The 19,395-nt window shown below is 36.7% G+C and carries 17 protein-coding genes and 1 pseudogene; 10 read left to right on the forward strand and 8 right to left on the reverse strand.

Features of this window, described 5'->3' with window-relative positions; all coding sequences use genetic code 11:
• Positions 1 to 180 precede the first annotated feature (180 nt).
• The 3 genes and pseudogenes from AAFX60_005860 (at position 181) to AAFX60_005870 (ending at position 4,665) form a co-directional block, all read left to right on the forward strand.
• Complete coding sequence (locus tag AAFX60_005860) at positions 181 to 1,494, forward strand: anaerobic C4-dicarboxylate transporter (GenBank protein XDF78651.1); 1,314 nt, start codon at positions 181 to 183, stop codon at positions 1,492 to 1,494.
• Between the two features lie 242 nt (positions 1,495 to 1,736).
• Positions 1,737 to 2,668: pseudogene (locus AAFX60_005865) on the forward strand (TAXI family TRAP transporter solute-binding subunit).
• Between the two features lie 86 nt (positions 2,669 to 2,754).
• A complete protein-coding gene (locus AAFX60_005870) occupies positions 2,755 to 4,665 on the forward strand; it encodes a TRAP transporter fused permease subunit (protein XDF78652.1) in 1,911 nt (636 codons plus the stop codon).
• 73 nt (positions 4,666 to 4,738) lie between these two features.
• On the opposite strand, the gene AAFX60_005875 is transcribed toward AAFX60_005870, so the two are convergent.
• Positions 4,739 to 6,385: a methyl-accepting chemotaxis protein gene (locus AAFX60_005875; protein XDF78895.1), complete on the reverse strand. Its 1,647-nt coding sequence runs from the start codon at positions 6,383 to 6,385 to the stop codon at positions 4,739 to 4,741.
• Positions 6,386 to 6,638: 253 nt separating this feature from the next.
• Positions 6,639 to 8,645, reverse strand: coding sequence for a methyl-accepting chemotaxis protein (locus tag AAFX60_005880; GenBank protein XDF78653.1), 2,007 nt, complete (start codon positions 8,643 to 8,645; stop codon positions 6,639 to 6,641).
• A gap of 390 nt (positions 8,646 to 9,035) precedes the next feature.
• Between AAFX60_005880 and AAFX60_005885 the strand changes: the two genes are divergently transcribed.
• The 4 genes from AAFX60_005885 (at position 9,036) to AAFX60_005900 (ending at position 13,399) form a co-directional block, all read left to right on the forward strand.
• Positions 9,036 to 10,136: a transporter substrate-binding domain-containing protein gene (locus AAFX60_005885; protein XDF78654.1), complete on the forward strand. Its 1,101-nt coding sequence runs from the start codon at positions 9,036 to 9,038 to the stop codon at positions 10,134 to 10,136.
• Positions 10,137 to 10,225: 89 nt separating this feature from the next.
• Complete coding sequence (locus AAFX60_005890; GenBank protein ID XDF78655.1) at positions 10,226 to 10,927, forward strand: methyltransferase domain-containing protein; 702 nt, start codon at positions 10,226 to 10,228, stop codon at positions 10,925 to 10,927.
• A 60-nt stretch (positions 10,928 to 10,987) separates the two neighbouring features.
• On the forward strand, positions 10,988 to 11,923 hold the full coding sequence (locus tag AAFX60_005895) for a LysR family transcriptional regulator (protein XDF78656.1): 936 nt from the start codon (positions 10,988 to 10,990) through the stop codon (positions 11,921 to 11,923).
• A 270-nt stretch (positions 11,924 to 12,193) separates the two neighbouring features.
• Positions 12,194 to 13,399 (forward strand): NupC/NupG family nucleoside CNT transporter, encoded by a 1,206-nt coding sequence (locus AAFX60_005900; GenBank protein XDF78657.1) that lies wholly within the window; start codon positions 12,194 to 12,196, stop codon positions 13,397 to 13,399.
• Positions 13,400 to 13,539: 140 nt separating this feature from the next.
• Here AAFX60_005900 and AAFX60_005905 read toward each other — a convergent pair whose 3' ends face one another.
• The 6 genes from AAFX60_005905 to AAFX60_005930 all read right to left on the reverse strand — a co-directional run bounded on the left by AAFX60_005905 (position 13,540) and on the right by AAFX60_005930 (position 17,326).
• Entirely contained in the window at positions 13,540 to 13,947 is a 408-nt protein-coding gene (locus AAFX60_005905; protein ID XDF78658.1) for a glucosaminidase domain-containing protein, read from the reverse strand.
• 23 nt (positions 13,948 to 13,970) lie between these two features.
• Positions 13,971 to 14,447, reverse strand: coding sequence for a hypothetical protein (locus AAFX60_005910; protein ID XDF78659.1), 477 nt, complete (start codon positions 14,445 to 14,447; stop codon positions 13,971 to 13,973).
• A gap of 145 nt (positions 14,448 to 14,592) precedes the next feature.
• Entirely contained in the window at positions 14,593 to 15,090 is a 498-nt protein-coding gene (locus tag AAFX60_005915; GenBank protein ID XDF78660.1) for a peptidylprolyl isomerase, read from the reverse strand.
• A gap of 10 nt (positions 15,091 to 15,100) precedes the next feature.
• The gene (gene bla / locus AAFX60_005920) at positions 15,101 to 15,952 is read right to left on the reverse strand and encodes a class A beta-lactamase (GenBank protein ID XDF78661.1); all 852 of its coding nucleotides are present in this window, start codon (positions 15,950 to 15,952) and stop codon (positions 15,101 to 15,103) included.
• A 50-nt stretch (positions 15,953 to 16,002) separates the two neighbouring features.
• Entirely contained in the window at positions 16,003 to 16,920 is a 918-nt protein-coding gene (locus tag AAFX60_005925; GenBank protein ID XDF78662.1) for a 1-aminocyclopropane-1-carboxylate deaminase/D-cysteine desulfhydrase, read from the reverse strand.
• A gap of 61 nt (positions 16,921 to 16,981) precedes the next feature.
• Positions 16,982 to 17,326: a YajD family HNH nuclease gene (locus AAFX60_005930; GenBank protein XDF78663.1), complete on the reverse strand. Its 345-nt coding sequence runs from the start codon at positions 17,324 to 17,326 to the stop codon at positions 16,982 to 16,984.
• Between the two features lie 237 nt (positions 17,327 to 17,563).
• Here AAFX60_005930 and AAFX60_005935 point away from each other — a divergent pair, with 237 nt between their 5' ends.
• The 3 genes from AAFX60_005935 to AAFX60_005945 all read left to right on the forward strand — a co-directional run bounded on the left by AAFX60_005935 (position 17,564) and on the right by AAFX60_005945 (position 19,391).
• On the forward strand, positions 17,564 to 17,923 hold the full coding sequence (locus tag AAFX60_005935) for a hypothetical protein (GenBank protein ID XDF78664.1): 360 nt from the start codon (positions 17,564 to 17,566) through the stop codon (positions 17,921 to 17,923).
• A 111-nt stretch (positions 17,924 to 18,034) separates the two neighbouring features.
• A complete protein-coding gene (locus AAFX60_005940; GenBank protein XDF78665.1) occupies positions 18,035 to 18,502 on the forward strand; it encodes an isoprenylcysteine carboxylmethyltransferase family protein in 468 nt (155 codons plus the stop codon).
• Positions 18,503 to 18,614: 112 nt separating this feature from the next.
• Positions 18,615 to 19,391, forward strand: a complete 777-nt coding sequence (locus AAFX60_005945; GenBank protein ID XDF78666.1) for an outer membrane lipoprotein-sorting protein — start codon at positions 18,615 to 18,617, stop codon at positions 19,389 to 19,391.
• Positions 19,392 to 19,395 lie beyond the last annotated feature (4 nt).

Here is a 19,395-nt window from a genome sequence, read left to right on the forward strand (position 1 = left end):
TTACAGTGATTTATCTGTTTTTGCATTAACTTAAATTAATTTGAGTGATGTGTGATCTAACACTATTTATCAAATCGATAACCCGATTATTATTCGCTCGATTTTGGAGTTTAAATTGCAGACGAATAACGTAGCAATTTAAAAATTTATTATATAAAAGCTATCATCAGGGAGATTGATATGTTTTTAATTGAGTTTTTAATCGTACTAGTATGTATTTTAATCGGTGCTCGAATTGGTGGTATCGGTTTAGGTGTTATGGGTGGTATTGGTTTAGCCATACTAAGTTTTGTTTTTGGTTTACAACCGACAAGTCCGCCTATTGATGTAATGTTGATGATCATGGCTGTAGTAGCTGCTGCTGCAGCAATGCAAGCTGCTGGTGGTCTTGAATATTTAATCAAAATTGCTTCAAATATTCTTCGTAAAAATCCTCGTCATATTACTTTTATTGCCCCTTTAGTGACGTACATGTTTACTTTCTTAGCTGGTACTGGACACGTAGCTTATTCAGTTTTACCTGTTATTGCAGAAGTAAGCCGTCGTAGTGGTATTCGCCCAGAACGTCCACTTGGAATGGCAGTAATTGCTTCTCAATTTGCAATTGTAGCGAGTCCAATTGCTGCTGCGGTTGTCGCTGTTGTTGCCTTTTTAGAGCCACAAGGAATTACTTTAGCTGATGTATTAATGGTAACGATTCCGGGCACATTCTGTGGTTTAGCACTAGCTTGCGTTATTGTTAACAAGATTGGTAAAGAGCTAAAAGACGACCCTGAATACCAACGTCGTATGCAAGATCCAACGTTCCGTAAGGAAATGGAACAAGAAGTACAAGTAGAAGAAATTGAAATTAAACCAGAAGCAAAAAAAGCGGTAGGACTATTCCTATTTGGTGCATTCGCCGTGGTTATTATGGGTGCATTCCCTGCATTACGTCCTAACTTCAATGGATCTCCAATGGGCATGGCTCATACTATTGAAATCGTAATGTTAGCAATGGCAGCTTTAATTATTTTACTATGTAAGCCTGATGGAAATGAAATAACACAAGGTTCAGTTTTCCATGCAGGTATGCGTGCTATCGTAGCTATATTTGGTATTGCATGGTTAGGTGATACGTTTATCGCAGGCCATGATGTCATGGTGAAAGAAGCGGTATCTGGCTTAGTTGAAGTTGCTCCATGGACATTTGCTTTTGCATTGTTTGGTTTATCTGTAATGGTAAACAGTCAAGGCGCAACAACGGCAGTATTAGTACCTGTAGGTATTGCATTAGGCTTACCACCAGAAGTGATTATTGCAACGTTTGTTGCTGTAAATGGTTACTTCTTTATTCCTAACTATGGTCCGATTATCGCATCTATTGATTTTGACCGTACAGGCACAACTAAGATCGGTAAATACATTTTTAACCACAGCTTTATGCTTCCTGGTCTATTAAGTATGATCTTCAGTATCGTGTTCGGATTTATTTTTGCAAGCATGGTTTTATAACGCTTAATCAAAAATATAAATACACTTTAATTAGAACAAAGGCGAGCCTTAATGGCTCGCCTTTTTTTGTTTGATTTCTCAAATGTGAAAAGATTAACATTAAGATTACATTGACTTCACATTTGCGGCGTTATTTGTTGGACTTTAATTTAGCCATGAGTAATGTGAACTTGCTAATAAATGAATCTATTATAAAAACGATAGTTAGGTATTTATCTAAATAAAGTTTAATAATCAAGGAGATGATTGTGTTTAAACGTAATTTTATACTTGCTCTACTCTTTATCATTCCATCAGTTGTTAATGCTGAAAATTATACTATTGGCACTGGTGGTCAAAGTGGTATTTATTATCCATTTGGAGGTGCATTAGCGAAGGTTTGGACTGAACATGTTCCAGATGTAACAGCCAAAGCAGAGGTGACTGCTGCGTCAGTTGAAAATACCATTAAGGTTGTGCGTGGCGATATGATAGCAGGTATTGCAATGGGGAATGTGGTACTTGATGCCTATAATGGTGAGGGGAAATTTCCACAAAAAATGCCAGTTAAAACGCTTTTTGCGCTATACCCAAATTTAGTTCATACCATAACTCTTGAAAAATCTGGTATTACATCATTATCGCAATTAAAGGGGAAACGAGTGTCTTTAGGCGCTCCTGCAAGTGGTACTGCTGTAACTTCAGCTGCTCTACTTGAGTCTTTAGGTATTGATGTGAAAAAGACATTAAAGCGGTGTATTTAAATTACTCTGAAACTACGAATGCATTAGCAAACGGACAAATTGATGCTGGTTTTATTGTCGGTGGACAAGGGGTTGGTGCTGTAACACAAATTGCATTAACACATAAAATAAAAGTGCTTTCAATTACACCAGAAGAAAGTGCACTGTTTATGAAAAAGTACCCAGCCTACAGTACATACAATATTCCTGGAGGCGTATATAACAACGTTGATGAAGTGTCGACATTAAGCGTTTGGAATGTATTAGTGGTGAATGCAAAAATGAGTGATGACATGGCATATAACCTGACAAAAGCAGCATATGAAAATATAGGTGACGTTCGTAAAGTTGTAAAAATGGCTGAAATGACAACACCAGAAAATGCAAACAGTTTACAGGGTGTACCTCTTCATGCGGGAGCTCAAAAATATCTGGATTCAATCTTGAAGTAATTAAACTGTTTTACTCAATATTAAATGGAAGGGTAAGAGTTCTGCTTACCTTTCTTCTTTTCTGACTTTATCCTACAGGCATTAATATGGACATTATAACTGATAAAAACCAAAGCGATGTCGATGAGTATTTACCTCATGAAAGAACGGTCACCGTATTTGGATTCTTAATTTTAAGCATTGCTGTTGCATTATCCGCTTTTCAAATATGGCAGGGAATAAGCTCGACAATCTCTGCTACTTATTTTAGGCCTATCCACTTATGTTGGGTTCTCATTCTCATCTTTTTGCATTACCCGTTAATTAATAATCGAAAGAGTTCTTTGTATTTAGCTGGGAGAGTTATCGATCTTATTTTGTGTGGTTTGATTGTTTTTGCTGCTTATCGAATGACGATATTTGATTATAACGATATCAACCATCTCTTTTATGGGTTGCAATTACCCGATATGGTTGCGGGTTGTTCATTGATTATTTTATTAATGGAAGGCTGCCGTCGTACCGTTGGATGGGTAATGGTACTTATTGCTGTGTTATTTTTATCTTATAGCGCATTTGGAGATATGTTACCTGCAGGTTTCGCAATTAAATCATATACCTTACAAGAGCTTATTCAGTTTCAAATTTTTTCTGCTAACGGCATATTTGGTTCTGCATTAGGGATTGCTGCAACCACCGTTTTTGTTTTTGTTTTATTCGGTGCTTTTCTTGAGGTAACAGGGGCCGGGAAATTCTTTATTGATTTAGCTTTTTCTATTGCCGGTAAATATCGAGGTGGTCCGGCAAAAGCGGCAGTATTAGCATCGGCCGGATTAGGTTCTATTTCTGGTTCTGCAATAGCGAACACGGTAACAACCGGTTCGATCACCATTCCAATGATGAAGAAACTCGGTTATAAGCCAGAACAGGCTGCAGGAATAGAAGCCGCAGCATCAACTGGTGGGCAAATAATGCCGCCAATTATGGGGGCTGGGGCATTTGTAATGGCACAATTTACCGGTGTCCCTTATAGCGAGATCATGCTTGCATCTATTGCTCCTGCAATTTTGTATTTCTTTTGTACTTTGCTCTATGTGCATTTAATGGCATGTAAACTGAATCTTAAAGCAGCAAATCGAACTGAAGCTGTAATGAGTGTTATGAAAGAGGGAGCTCATCATTTAATTCCACTAGCATTAATCACAACATTATTGATGATGGCGTATTCTCCATTATTAGTTGGCGTCGCTGGTTGTGCTGCAATTTTAGTGACCGCAGCTTTAAGAAAGCACAGCCGAATAGGATTACAAAAATTCATTGAAGGCATGAAAAATGGAGCTTTAATGGCATTACCTATTTCGGCTGCATGTGGTGCTGCTGGGATAATTGTTGGTGTGGTTGGACAAACCGGAATTGGATTACAGTTTACTCAATTTGTTATGGATTTTTCGGGAGGTTACTTACTCATAGCTCTTGGGTTAATAAGTATTGTAGCGTTAGTACTCGGAATGGGGTTACCTGTAACAGCCGCTTATATTGTATTAGCCGTAATGGCGGTTCCGATGTTAAGTGACTTTGGTTTATCACTATTAACAGCACATCTTATTGTTTTTTGGTTATCGCAGACATCAAATGTAACGCCACCAATCGCGCTAGCTGCATTTGCTGGAGCAGGAGTTGCTAATGCTAATCCAATGAAGTCATCAGTAGAAGCATTTAAATTGGCTGGTGGTTTGTTCATTATTCCAATAATGATGGCATATACAAATCTGGTCGATTCTAGTGCAGGAGCTTGGAGTCTAACTTTATCGATTGTGCAGACATTGACGATTATTATAGCGATTGCCGTATCAATTGAAGGGTATTTATTACGTGTACTAACAACAGCTGAAAGGTTATTGGCTTTCTCTACTATTCCTTTAATTTTGTTAAATCCATTCGGTGCCGGTTTCGTTGGAATTATCATTATTGCGGGATTGATATTGACTCAATGGCGAGGAAAACCTCAAGTAACATAAAACAGAATTTAGTTTCAGATATTAAAGCCCTTAGAGGTAAGATCCTAAGGGCTTTTTATTTAAGTGCAATTTTTTAAATTTTAAAGAATGCCAGCTCTTCTTTTTGTGAAACAGCCAGTTGTGATAGTTCTTTTGCGGCTTGTTGAGTTTGATTAATCGCAGCTACATTTTGATTAACAAGATCAAAGGTGTTGGTTGTATTTAATGCGATTCGTTCTGTGAGTGTGAACTGCTCTTGAGAGGTGCTAGCCACTAAGGTGTTCATCTTCGATATAGATTGAACCGAATTCTCAATGTAGCTGAAAGAGGATTTTACATTCTCTGATAAAGCCACAGACTCTTGAATAAGTTCCACGTTACTTATCATGTTGTCGTTTGCTTTTTCAGATTGAGCTTGCAGTTGAGCGATAATTTCTTGAATACTTTGTGTTGATTCTTGAGTTTTTGATGCAAGATTACGAACCTCATCAGCAACCACGGCAAAGCCTCGACCATATTCACCAGCACGAGCCGCCTCAATTGCAGCATTAAGTGCTAATAAATTTGTTTGGTCTGAAATGGTACTGATAACTGCAGTTACTTCCCCAATGTCCATTGCATTGGTTTTTAGTTCAGCAATCATACTCGCGGTTAGTTGTACCGATTCATTGATTTTTTGAGTCAAATGAATCGACTCATCTAAGGTTTGGTTGCCTTGAGAAACACTGTCTATTGCTTTACTCACTTCTTCTTCAGCGTGAACTGCATTAGATGTTACTTCTTTTGACGTTGTCGATAGCTCACTGATTGCGTGTGAAATCTCTTCAACTTGGGCTAATTCATGTTGAGCATTATTTGCTGTGTTTTGCATCACCTCAGTTAGCTGCTCTGATGATGTTGCAACGTGAGTTGAAATATCACTGCTATTTCTGATTGCAGCGCCGACTTTTTCATTAAGAATAATTAATGAATTGTAGATGCCAACCGCACTTGAAGCGTTATTAAAACGTTGGGATAGATTACCTTCAGAGATCTTCTTAATCATCTCAGATAGCTCCCAAGGTTCACCACCTAAAGAAACTCTAAAACTACGCTCGATAATCAAACCAATAAATAATGAGGTAGCTAAAGCAAACATGCTAAGAATTAGCATTAATTGTTGGAAGCCACCAGCAACATTTCTTGCTTCAGGTGTAAGGATTTGGTTTCGGGTTTCTTGATAATCAATAAACTGGTTAATGTCATCTAGCCATTGAATAAACGCAGGTCTAATCGAGTCTAAAACAACATCGGTAGTGAGTTTACCTGACTTTTTATCACGAATAACTTGGTTGATTAACGGTAATGTCGTTTTCTGAATTTTTTCGATTTTAGCTAAAATGCTGAGTTCTTCACTGGTAAATGCGATACCATCTTGGCGCATTTTTTTCATTTGCGCTTCTGAATCACGATAGAAGGTTTGTAATCGGTTAATCTCTTTTTCTAAATGTGATATTTCTTGTGGGGTTCTTGCGATAGCAATATCTCTAATAGCAATTGCACGGTCATGTACACTGCCACGGTAATTGATTGCATAGCGTTGTTTAACTGAATTAATGTCAGTCATTTCAGTTAAAGTATGATCAATAATATTTACTTTTTGTATTCCTAAAATGGTAAGTAGAAGCATTAGGAATAAAGTAATACCAAATCCTATTATTAAGCGAGCGCGAATAGTTAGCTTTGAAAATTTGTCCAAAATATATACTCTTATTTATTGTTTAAATTGTGGGGGTATATTTTTCGTTTCTAAGTGTAATATCGAAAAATAGTGTTGAGCGACCCTTAAATCTAGTATCTAATTTTATATGCCTAATTTAAAGGCTTAATAAGCGTATTTTTTGGTATATTTTTTTAATGAAATGATGATGTTAAGTTACGTTATTATTTTCATAACTTATAATGGAAGGTAATAACTGAATAGCCCACTTGAGTTAACAAGTGGGCATGATAGGTTAACTTAATTTAAATAAAGCGATTTCAGATTTCTGCTGTTCAGCGAGTTTTGCCAACTCTTGGCTTACTAGTTGTGTTTGATGAATTGATGATACATTTTCATTGACTAAATCAAATGTACGAGTTGTATTTTTAGCGATATCTTCAGTAACAGAATATTGTTCTTGAGAAGCCGTGGCTACTAATGTGTTGATATCTGAGATGGCTTGAACTGAGTTTTCAATATCATTGAAAGACAGTTTCACATCTTCAGCTAATACAACTGATTGCTGAATTAACGTAACATTTTCAATCATATTATTATTTGCTTTTTCTGATTGAGATTGAAGCTTTGAAATAATTTCTTGAATATGTTGTGTAGATTGTTGTGTTTTAGCTGCTAGGTTACGTACCTCATCAGCAACGACGGCAAAGCCTCGACCTTGTTCGCCGGCTCTTGCTGCTTCAATGGCAGCATTTAGGGCAAGAAGATTAGTTTGATCTGAAATAGAGCTGATCACATTAGTCACTTCACCAATGTTAACTGTATTTGCTCTTAATTCTTCAATCATTGATGCTGTTTGTTGAACAGAATCATTAATACTACGAGTTAAAGACATCGAATTTTCTAAATGCTGTTTACCAATATCGACATTATTAATAGCTGATTGAGCTTCTTCTTCAGCATGGGTCGCATTGGTCGTTACTTCTTTAGATGTACTCGATAGCTCACTGATTGCCGTTGAAATTTCTTCTACTTGCGCCAACTCATGCTGAGAGTTATTTGCGGTTACTTCCATTACTACATTGGATTCTTCTGCACTGGTAGCCAGTTGGGTGCTACCAATATCCATTTTTTGTAAAACCGAATGAAACTCAGCGAGCATTTCATTTAAATATTTAGTACTCACACCTAATTCATCTTCAGATAATACTTTAGCCCTTATGGTTAAATCTTTATCTTTAGATACCGTTTCAATTACTTGTGATAGCTGTACAGCTTGGCCAATTAATAGTTTAGATATAATGACTGATGAAACGATAGTAATAGATAAAATAAGCAAGATAATGAATAGGCTTGAATAAATAGCCGTATTAACTTCACTATTTAGACGTGAAATTACTTTTTCAATATCATCAACCAGTAAATCTTCGTATTGTTTAAATTCATTAATTCGATTCGTAGAGGCTTGATACCATTCGCTGCCTGATACAGTAAATTTACCAGAAACATATTGCGCATTTACCATGTCACGGATGTTCGATACTTTTTGTGAAATGGAATCAGAGAGTATTTTATTTAAAGCATCAACTTGCTCAGAGGTTGCGTATTCGACGAATGTAGCAAGGTAGGCATTTTGAGTTGAATCAAGTGCTACAAATGTTTTGTATAAGGTTAAAGGGACAGGACCAGAACTTGATAAAATGTTATTTAAGCTGGCGCGTTCTTTTCCTGCTGATTCTTTGATCTCTAAAAATAATGAATAGTTTCTCAAGTGAGGTGTTAGTGTTCGCTCAGTTGATGTTTTAACGATCATATTACTTAAAGATAAGAACAGTCGGTTAATATCCGTATAATATTTTGCTGCATTTGATGCTGATATTGTCAAATTATCAACATTATTACGAATAGTGTTTAATTGATTTAGCTGCGTAAATATTGTCTGCATATCGTTATACACGGCAATATTTGTTTTTTGTATCGATTGTGCTTTTTCTTTTAATGATTGTAGATACGTATTTAGTACAGAATCTGTTTCTTTTCGTTGTTCAAGCATCTCACTTTTAAAGTTTGCCCCTTTTGAACTAACAAATCCTGCAGTAGAACCTCGTTCTTTTTGAAGTTCGTGAACAATTAAACTGCCTTCAATTGAAATATCGGTCATTGAAGTAATGTCTTGCAGTTCAGAACGTAGTGAAACGGTTTTGTATAGGGTATCAAGTGAAAAGAAAAGCATCCCAATAATCGGAAGGGTAATGATTAAAAGGATTTTTTGCTTAAACGAGAGTTTTTTTATGAAATTCATGATGCTTAATCTTCGTAAATAATATTTTTTGGTTATTAGTATTTGTCAATTGCATTGTGTTCGCTTTACGTGTTTTTTTCACATTTCGTTTTGCTTTCTCAAAAGCAAGAATATTTTATATGATTAGCATTTAATCTTATCTACCACTTTAGGGTGGTTATTTATACTAAAATCAACTGAAATTACTGTTAATAATAGATTTTATGAAGGTGTTAGTTTTTTATTTTAGATGGCTTAAGATGGGGGGGATTTCAATTTTATTCTTATTATGGACTAAGTGAATTGCTGTAAAATCAATAACAAATATTCGAGATTATTTATAACCACTGCTACCTTTTAATATAGATATAAATAAAAAGAGTAAGCTCTATATTTTAAGGAGTTCATATTATGCAGGGAGATAGGGTAAAGCGCTTGTGGTGTAAAGGAGTGATACGTTTATTCTCAATTCTATTGATTTTTAGTTCTTTTTTCGTACAAGCACAACCGCAATTAAAGGTGGGTGCTTATCATTGTCCTCCATTTATTTTTGAATCTAGCGCAGAGCAGTATGACGGTTTGAGTATGATTCTTTGGCAACGTATTGCTGAAATCATGCAAGTTGAATACAAGGTGAGTCATTATGGGCTTCAAGAGTTACTCAGTGCGGCTGAAGTGGGTGAAATAGATGTAGGTGTTTCATGCATATCAATAACCCCTGACCGTGAAGAACATGTCGATTTTTCCCATTCCTTTTATGAAACTCACCTTGCCATAGCGGTTAAAAATCGAAGTTATCTTGATTCATTCATTAGCATTATTACTAATAAAACCTTATGGAAGGCTATTGGTCTCTTCTTATTTGTAGCGATCTCAGTAGGTACTTTTTATTACTTATTAGAGCGTAAAAATAACGATAAATTATATTCGATGCCAACCAAACGAGGACGCATAGCTGAAGCGTTTATTTTAGGTGTGTTGTTTATTACTAAAGGACCATTTAATTATTTTGAATTTAAAACATTGTCGGCAAGAGTGGTAACGGTATTAATTGCCATGTTTTCTACCGTATTTATCGCCAGTATCACAGCAGTACTAGCAAGTTCACTCACATTAGAGCAGTTAAGGTTTGATGTAAAAGGCATCAATGATTTATCAAAAGTAAAAACGGGTGCGAAGCAAGGAACTACCGCTTCATTACTACTGAGTAATCACAGCATTGCCCACGATACCTACCAAGATATGGATGCGCTTTTATTGGCTCTTGAAAAAGGTCAATTAGATGCCGTTGTCGCTGATGATGCTGTATTGCGATATATGATTAAGAAAGGAAAGGGAAAAGACTTATTTTTAGATTTAACGGTATTACCATATCAGTTAGAGAAGCAAAATTACGGTTTAGTATTAATTGAAAATAGTCCTTATGAAGAGAAAATTAATCGAGCACTATTACAAGTTCGAGAAACCAACGAATGGCATCAAATACTATTAGAGTATTTTGCTGAAAAATAACAGAATTTGGTGAGTAAAAAGTATCAGGTTTAGGTTGTGTCACGTATTATTGAAATTGCGACAATATAGAGTGAATTTAGGAGTAATTGATGTCGAGTATGTACACAACATTCGCAGAGCGATATGACAATGTGGTTCAAGATAATATTTATAATGCATACCTAGAAAGACCGTCACTACAGGCTATGTTAGGTGATGTGAACGGTTGTGATGTGATTGATCTTGGCTGTGGTTCTGGTGTTTATGCCGATTATTTTATTCATCGTGGGGTAGCAAAGCTAACTTGTATCGATTTCTCACCGAATATGATTGAAATTGTTAAGCGAAAATTTGGTGATCGAGTTACCGCTTATGCACAAGATGCGTCTATTGGGTTAATAAGAGAAGCAAGTGAAAGCGCTGATTTGATTATTTCTCCATTGATGATTCATTATTTAGAAGATCTCTCGGTACTTTTTAATGATGTTGCTCGTGTTTTAAAAAATGGTGGAAGCTTTGCTTTTTCTACTCATCATCCGTTTGCTGACTTTGAGTGCACATTATCAGGAAACTATTTTGAAAGAGAATTCATTACTGAAATGTGGAATACCGTTGGCGAGCCAGTTGAAGTGACATTCTATCGTCGTTCATTAACAGAAATAATGAATGCAATTACAGATAGTGGTTTAGTTGTAACGCAGTTATCTGAAGGCAAAGTGGCTGAAGAAGTAAAACATTTATCTCTAGAAAAATATGAGTATTTATCTAAAAACCCTAATTTCATTTTTATCAAATGCCAAAAGCTAGTTTAGTCTTACCATCTAGTGTTACTATCTGCGCCCAATTTTCCTTTGAGTTTGAGGAGCAGATAGATGCATGACCGAGCGAGTCAAATGGTGATATTTTACGCCTTAGCGAAAGCTGGGAGTTTTACTGCTGCAGCAAAGCAAATGGGTGTATCAACCTCACATGTCAGTAAGCAACTTGGTGCTTTAGAAGAAACGCTTAATCTAAAATTGGTGCATAGAACGACACGCTCTCTTATTCTAACGGATGCGGGACAACAGTTTTTTCTGTATTGCGAGACCATTTATAATGCAATGACAGAAGCAAGTGCCATTATGGATGATGAACGAGATGAAGTCGCAGGTATTCTACGTTTAGGTTTATCCCAATCATTTGGCACTATGCATATCATTCCGGCTATTGATAAGTTGCGAAACCAATACCCTGATTTACAAGTTGAAGTTCGCTTATTTGATCATCAAGCTGACATGTTAAAAGATGGTTTAGATTTATGGGTAACTAATTTTGAAGACTTGCCTGAAGGTTATGTTGCACAGCGTTTAGCTGATTCTAATTTTGTTTTAGCGGCATCTCCTGATTACCTTATTGATAAAAAAGTTCCGCATCATCCTTTGGATCTTGTTGAGCATAATTGTCTTACTTACCAGAGTCGCTATCGTGATTACAGTAATTGGGATTTTAGTAAGGGTAATGAATCTCTATGCGTAAAGGTATCTGGTAATTATCGAGTTGATTTAGCTGAGGCTGTTAGAGATGCAACCATATCAGGGTGGGGTATTGCTTATTTAGCCAGTTATTTGCTAACTAATGAGTTTAATGATGGCAAACTCATTCAATTATTACCGGATTGGAAAGCAAGTCAGAAAATGCCGATTTATGCGGTATACCCAAGTCGAAAACACCTTCCAAGAAAGATAAGTGCGGTCATCGATTTTCTTCGTGAACATATAGGCCAACCGCCATATTGGGATAAAGCGCTCATGAAGCGAGTGAAGTTGTAACGTTTGCTATTCCTCATTGATTGAATTTCATACTTTAAATTGTTGCCTTTTTAATCAATGAGTTATATCGATTATGTGCCGTGAAATAAATATCTTTTCCATATGGAAACAATCTTATTTCTGATTGTTTTTATTACAAGAAATCAATCAGTTAATTGCTGCTCATAATGTGACCTATGTCTCATTAACAGAGTGGTAGCAAAGTCGACTTGCACGCAAACCTTTGCGGATTAGAATGCGAACTCATTTTCGATAGCATAGGTTTCTATCATGACATCTTTACTTGGTATTTTTGCCATTTTACTGTTTGCTTATTTGTGTTCGACTGACCGCCGTAACATCCCTCTTAGAACTGTCTCTTTGGCGTTTGGACTGCAAATTATTTTTGCCTTATTGGTTCTATATGTTCCTGCTGGTAAAGAAGTTTTAAACTCTGTTACAGCAGGCGTATCAGGCGTGATTGATTATGGTCAACAAGGTATTGCCTTTTTATTCGGTGGTTTAGCTACTGGCAAAGTTGGCTTTGTATTTGCCATTAATGTGCTTGGTATTATCATTTTCTTCTCGGCACTCATTTCTGCGCTTTACCACATCGGTGTGATGCCTAAAGTGATTAATTTCATTGGTGGTGGATTACAACGTCTACTTGGTACAGGACGTGCAGAATCCCTTGCTGCAACGGCTAATATCTTTGTTAGTATGGTAGAAGCTCCATTAGTTGTTCGACCTTACTTAAAGCACATGAGTGATTCTCAGTTCTTTGCTGTGATGACATGTGGCCTAGCTTCTGTAGCTGGCGGAACCATGGTTGGTTATGCATCATTAGGTGTGGATCTAAACTTCCTTATCTCTGCTGCATTCATGTCTGCACCAGCAGGATTATTAATGGCTAAGATGATGGTTCCACCGGGTGATGAAGCAAATAATGATGATGAAATCACCTCTGTTGAGATTGATCATGCAACTAATGTATTTGAAGCATTAGCTGATGGTGCTATGTCTGGCTTGCGTATCGCTGTTGCGGTAGGTACGACGTTATTAGCGTTTGTCAGTGTGATTGCTTTACTTAACGGCTTACTAGGGCACGTTGGTGATATCTTTGGTATCAAACTAAGTTTTGAATTAATTCTTGGTTACTTGTTTGCTCCTGTAGCTTTCATCTTAGGTGTGCCATGGAATGAAGCGATTCTTGCTGGTTCATTAATCGGTAATAAGATCGTGGTAAATGAATTTGTTGCCTTTATTCAATTAATGGAAGTGAAAGATCAACTAAGCCCACATTCTGTTGCGATAGTTACATTCGCACTGTGCGGTTTTGCAAATATTTCAACCATGGCAATTTTGATTGGTGGTTTAGGTAGTCTTGTTCCTGAACGTCGTCCATTTATTGCGAGAATGGGTTTCAGAGCGATTACCGCAGGTGTACTAGCTAACTTAATGAGTGCAGCGATCGCTGGTGTGATTTTGTCACTTTAAGTTAATTGCTTAATTTCAAATAAAGAAAAGGTTGCGATCAAAAAGTCGCAACCTTTATTTTTTCTAGTCCCTAGTCCCTAGTCCCTAGTCCCTAGTCCCTAGTCCCTAGTCCCTAGTCCCTAGTCCCTAGTCCCTAGTCCCTAGTTCTCAAATCTCACTCGAATCGGCGTTGAGCTATCAAATGTGACCTGATCAAAACTATCTAATTTATGATGCTTAATTAATGCTTGCAGATTCTCAACATAAGCTTCACCACGGGTAGAGTAGTGAGATAAAGACTCGACTAGCTCATAACCTGATAATTTCCCTTCTGCGCTTAGTTGTTGGCGTAGTTTCCAAAGATCTTTATAAGCAGACGTGGTGTTTAAGTTATACATGTAGCGTGCAGTACCTGCGAATAAATTGTCGAATGCTGCAACTTTTACATGGCCGCCAGGAGTACTTAAATATTTGCCACCTTTAGACGATAGATGTTCGCCATATAAGCTATTGCCATTAATTGCAAAATAACTGGTTCCCCAACCACTCTCATCGATACCTTGTGCCAATACCATTCCTACTGGAATCACATTTAGACGTAAGAGTAGGTCATCAATATTTTGGTTTTTACGAAGTAAGAATCCATTAGGTTATGCATCCATAATGTTTCTTCTTTTGTCCATTCACTCGTTGGACGTTTAGAAAGGGCAATTACTTCCTCTCTAACAGCACTAATGTGTTCATTTACTTTAATAATTGTTGGTAACAATAAACGAATAAATCCTGAGATCTTTTCTTGAACAGGAAGCGCATTTAAATCATGCGGCAGATTCTCTACAAAAAAAGTCGGCATAGAGCGTTCTTCGATAACATGGTCTAATGAATATTGGTGAGTCGTAAATTCCTTAATAAGAGATTGTGCAGAATCAAGAGTCGTTACTTTTACATCAGGGTAGGGTGAGCTTATCTTTTCGGGCGATAACGGAAGGTTTGTATCGGCTAAGCAAATTGAAGAGATGAAAAAAAGCAGAGAAGCAAAAATATGTTTTAACGTTTTAGATAAAGACATAAATGAAGTTCCATATTTCAAATAGATAATAACATGGGATTATCTTTAGGTTATTTGTATTGTCCCAGAAAAATCAATTAGAGGGGCGATCGAAAACGGTGCTGTAATTAGCACCGTTTTTTGTTTTATCGGGTGATTTCGGGGGTTATTCGCCTACGATAGTCACTTTCTCGATAACAATACTCTCTTTTGGAACATCGTCAAACTCACCGATGGATTTAGTTTTGATTTTTGCTATTTTCTTAACCACATCCATGCCCATTGTCACTTCGCCAAATACAGCATAACCCCAACCTGCATTGGTAGTTGCTGTATGGTCAAGGAACGTATTGTTAGCAATATTAATAAAAAACTCGCTTGTTGCAGAGTGCGGTGCATCAGTACGAGCCATTGCAATAGTACCGTTTAAGTTTTTTAAACCGCGATTCGCTTCATTAACGATAGGTGCACGCATCTCTTTTTCTTGCATATCAGCAGTAAAACCACCGCCTTGAATCATAAAACCTTTGATAACACGGTGAAAAATGGTGCCTTCGTAGAAACCATCTTGGCAATATTTTAAAAAGTTCTTTGAGCTAACAGGTGCTTTCTCTTTGTTTAGCTCAATGTGAATATCACCAAAGTTGGTAGTAAAAATGATCATAATTTTGTTCTTAATTAATTTTAAATTCTTTGAAAATAGCATTGCCAACTTCAACAATAACTTGATTACGTTCAGCCATATCAAGCTTTGTTTGAGTTAAGTAAATACTAATGATAATAGGTTGGTGTTTGTCGTTCCAGATAGCAGCAGTGATACCACGAGAACCAAAACCACCAGCACCTGAGCGATCAGCAATAGACCAGTCATTAGGTAAAATAGAGCGCAGTAATGGATCAGACACTTTGTTGTTCATCATCCAAGATTTTAATGTTTGTTCATCCTGTGAGTTTAAAGTGTTACCAAATAACAAAGCATTGAGTGTTTGCGACATAGCAACGGGTGTTGTTGTATCTCGTTTATCGCCATTTTTAGATTCATTTAATTCTGGTTCAATGCGATCAAGGCGAGTTTTTGTATCACCCATAGCACGCAAGAATTGCGTTAAAGAACTTGGCCCACCAATTTCATTTAGAACAATATTCGCAGCAGTATTATCACTCATTAGCATGGTTGCTTCACACGCTTTTTGAGTCGTAATAATATTGCCGATTAAAGGTTCTGTAACGGGTGACCAAGGTATGATTTGTTCTTTAGTTATAGAGGTGGTTTTGTATTTATCAATGCCACCGACGCTTGAATCGTAAAGCATTTTTGCACAGGCAAGGGTTTTAAATGTACTCATCATAGGAAAGCGTTGGTCGCCTTTATATGCCCATGTCTTGTTTGTTTCTGTATTCAGTACTGAAACACCAATGTAACCTCCGCTTGATAGCTCGATAGCTTCAATATTTTGAGCAAGAGAGCCCGCAATTGCATTGTTTGCTAAAACAATAAGGCCAAATAGAAATGGTTTGATTTTCATCAGAAGTCCTAAAGATAATTTTTATACAGCTATATATATTAATATTAAAATTAGTCAAACTTTCGTTTGTATCTTGGAAGCATACTTTCATTCCCAAGTAATCCACCTTGGTGAATATACATTAAGGTCTGGTCGGTATTTTTAGGTAGCCAGTCAGTTAAACAGCGCCACATGAGAGGGTCATACAATAGCTCGAATTCAACTTGGGTTTGTTGATATAGCTCTTTCCAGATCTCGTAGTTTTCTCGATATAGTTTACCAAAATGGTGTTTTTTCTCTGGGGTCAGAACTTCAGGGAAATCGGTTTCACCTAATTGATAAAATTGTTTTTCAAGATACTCATCGCCACCAACACAAGAACACGTAATAACCTTAACGTCGTGAGGTTTTAAGTGTTTATGTAAAAATAGTGCGGTGGTTCCTGTTCCTGATGGTAATGCGACAGTTAGGTGCTCTATATTTGCTTCTTTTTTCCAAGCTAATACTTCTTCTGCTAGCTTCTGAACACCACTTTCAGCTAAACGACAACGACCACCTTCAGGAATATAAATTTCATCTTCTTTTGGTTGTCGTATCTTACAAATGTATTCAGCAGATGAAGTAGTAGAACCATCGTCGTCTTTGGCGTGTTCTAACTTATTTAGAGGAATGATCTTAGCGCCTAATTCTAAAGCCGCTCGATAATTACCAATTGGATTTTCTTTTAAATAGGATGGAATATGATCCACATAAAAATGAAGATGCCACTGTTTCAATTTAGCCAGAGCCGCCATCGAATATAAGGAGTTCGCTTGCGGAGAACCATAGCCAATGATGGTTTTTATGTTTTGGAATTCACTCTCTAGCAGCCCCATGAATTTTCGAGCTTTGTTACCTGAGAATTGAGGGTGGAGTAGGTCATCACGTTTTAGATAAAAGTGCGTACCATTAAAGTCATGTTGTGTTACAGGACTGTTTTCGATCTTCATTCTTACAACTAGCCAAATTTAATATGGCCTTTATTTAGTTAAAGGCCATTATTTTTAATTATTATTTTTTCATCATTGCTTTTAGATCAGCAAATGGATTGTGTGTTGCTGCTTTATGGTCATCTTCACCAGCTCTAATTTCAGTGCCGTATTGATCATGTTCAGTGTATTTAGAGTGTTCATGATCATGGCAGAAAAGACACAGTAATTCCCAGTTGCTGCCGTCACTTGGGTTATTAGTATGATCGTGATCTTTATGGTGAACCGTTAATTCACGAAGATTTGAATAAACAAATTCACGAGCACAATTGCCACAAACCCAAGGGTATAATTTTAGTGCTTTTTCACGATAACCACTTTCTTGGCGAGCGTAAGCGGCACTAGTGCCATAAAAATCAGATGACATGATTCTTGTATCCTTTTAACCATTCAATTTTGAACGTTGTACTTAAAAAATAACTAAATGTATAACCTATACACATCTAAACATAGAATGGTCAATAAAGGTATTAATTTTGAATAAATCAAAGATTTCAGATCACATTTGTTGCGATCTAGCGCCGAAGAAATAGAGCAATGCTATTGCATTTGAACTCGTACAGGTTAACTTCATTGAGTTATCATTTTTGAGATGGAAAGAAGCATGAGCGCAGATGTAAACATCATCTATAAAATATTGTGTCTATGGGGTAAGCCGAAGACTTATGCCGACTTATCAAGTGACTATAAACAGCACACAAATGAATGGTATTCTCCACACTCTTGGGAAAAGGTTTTAAATGAGTTAAATGTAATTTTGTCTCAAAATGGAGCTCCGCCACTAAGTGCTTTAGTGGTATCGTTAGGAACGAATGAGCCAAAGTTGTCGTTTTGGTCGGGTGGGGCATCAAACGTGCCTGCATTACCAAATAACCCATTACAGCGCACTTTATTATGGCAAAATTTAGTGAATGATATTAATCATTACTCATGGCCTTCTCAACTAACGGACAAAAAAGAATGATGGTTTTATCCTGAAAGTAATGAGAAGTGCTATTCTTATGTTAGAAAGCATTGATAAAAAGTAATAATAAACGGTTATACGGATTTAATCGGTTATATTTAAGGATAAATAATGTGTTCCAAGCTTGAGTTAAAAGTACCGCCACCTCTTGTTATGTTGCTATTAATGGGAACCGTTTTTCTCTTTGATAGATTACTTCCTTTCCAAATTTTTTATATACCAACACTGACGGTAACATTGAGCATTATGTTTGTCGTTCTTGGTGCTGTGATTTCATTATCAGGTGTTCGAGAATTTAAACGTGCTCATACAACCGTTAACCCTTTAAAGCCAGAAAACAGCTCATCTCTTGTCGATTCAGGTATCTATCAATACACACGTAACCCTATGTACCTTGGCTTTTTATTAATATTAATAAGTTCAGTTATTTACACTCAAAATCCGCTAGGTTTGGTCAGTGCTCTTTTGTTTGTTACCTATATGAATCGTTATCAAATTGAGCCAGAAGAAAGAGCGTTGGTAAAAATATTTGGTGATGAATTCAAATTGTATGCAGAGCAAGTTAACCGTTGGTTTTGAATTTACATTACTCTGACATTATTAGCTCTGATTCGTCTAACAGCTCACGAATTAACCACTTAAATTAATTTAAAATTGTTTCATAAACGAGGCATCATGGCTGGGGTGTATTATGAAAAAGAAAATTAAATTAATTATAAAAATCGTATTGTTTTTAGCATTTGTTGGTGTGGTTGGGCATGTGTTTGCCGCAGAGCCCATGTCAGCAGATAAGGTCGTTGCAAAGTCAGATGAGCAAATGCGTGGTAAATCGAGTTATTCAGAAATTACGATGAATATTATTCGTCCCGATTGGACTCGTAGTATGAGTATGAAGAGTTGGACGAAAGAGCAAAACCTTTCTTTAGTATTAATCACAGGCCCGGCCAAAGATAAAGGTAATGCTTCTCTTAAGCGTGATAAAGAGATGTGGAGCTGGATACCTAGCATTGAACGAGTGATTAAAATAGCCCCATCGATGCTTGGACAATCTTGGATGGGTTCAGATTTCACCAATGATGACTTGATTAACCAATCTTCGATTGTCGTGGATTATGATCATAAGTTTGTAAAAGAAGAGACCATTGATGGTGATAAAACATGGGTAATCGACGCCATCGCAAAACCAGATGCACCAGTAGTATGGAGTAAGGTTCGTCTTTGGATATCTCAAAAAACGTTTATTCAACGTAAGGTTGAGTCTTATGATGAGTTTGATGAGCTAGTAAACACGATGACGACTTACGATATCCAAGAAATGGGCAATCGAATGATAGCAACAAGAATGGTCATGATCCCTGCCGATAAGCCTGAAAATAAAACAGAAATGATCACCCATAAAGCGCAGTTTAACTTCTTAATTAATGATGAATTCTTCTCTCAAATGCAAATGAAGGCATTACGATACTAACTAT

The sequence above is a fragment of the Aliivibrio fischeri genome, assembly GCA_038993745.2.
GTDB lineage: Bacteria > Pseudomonadota > Gammaproteobacteria > Enterobacterales > Vibrionaceae > Aliivibrio > Aliivibrio fischeri_B.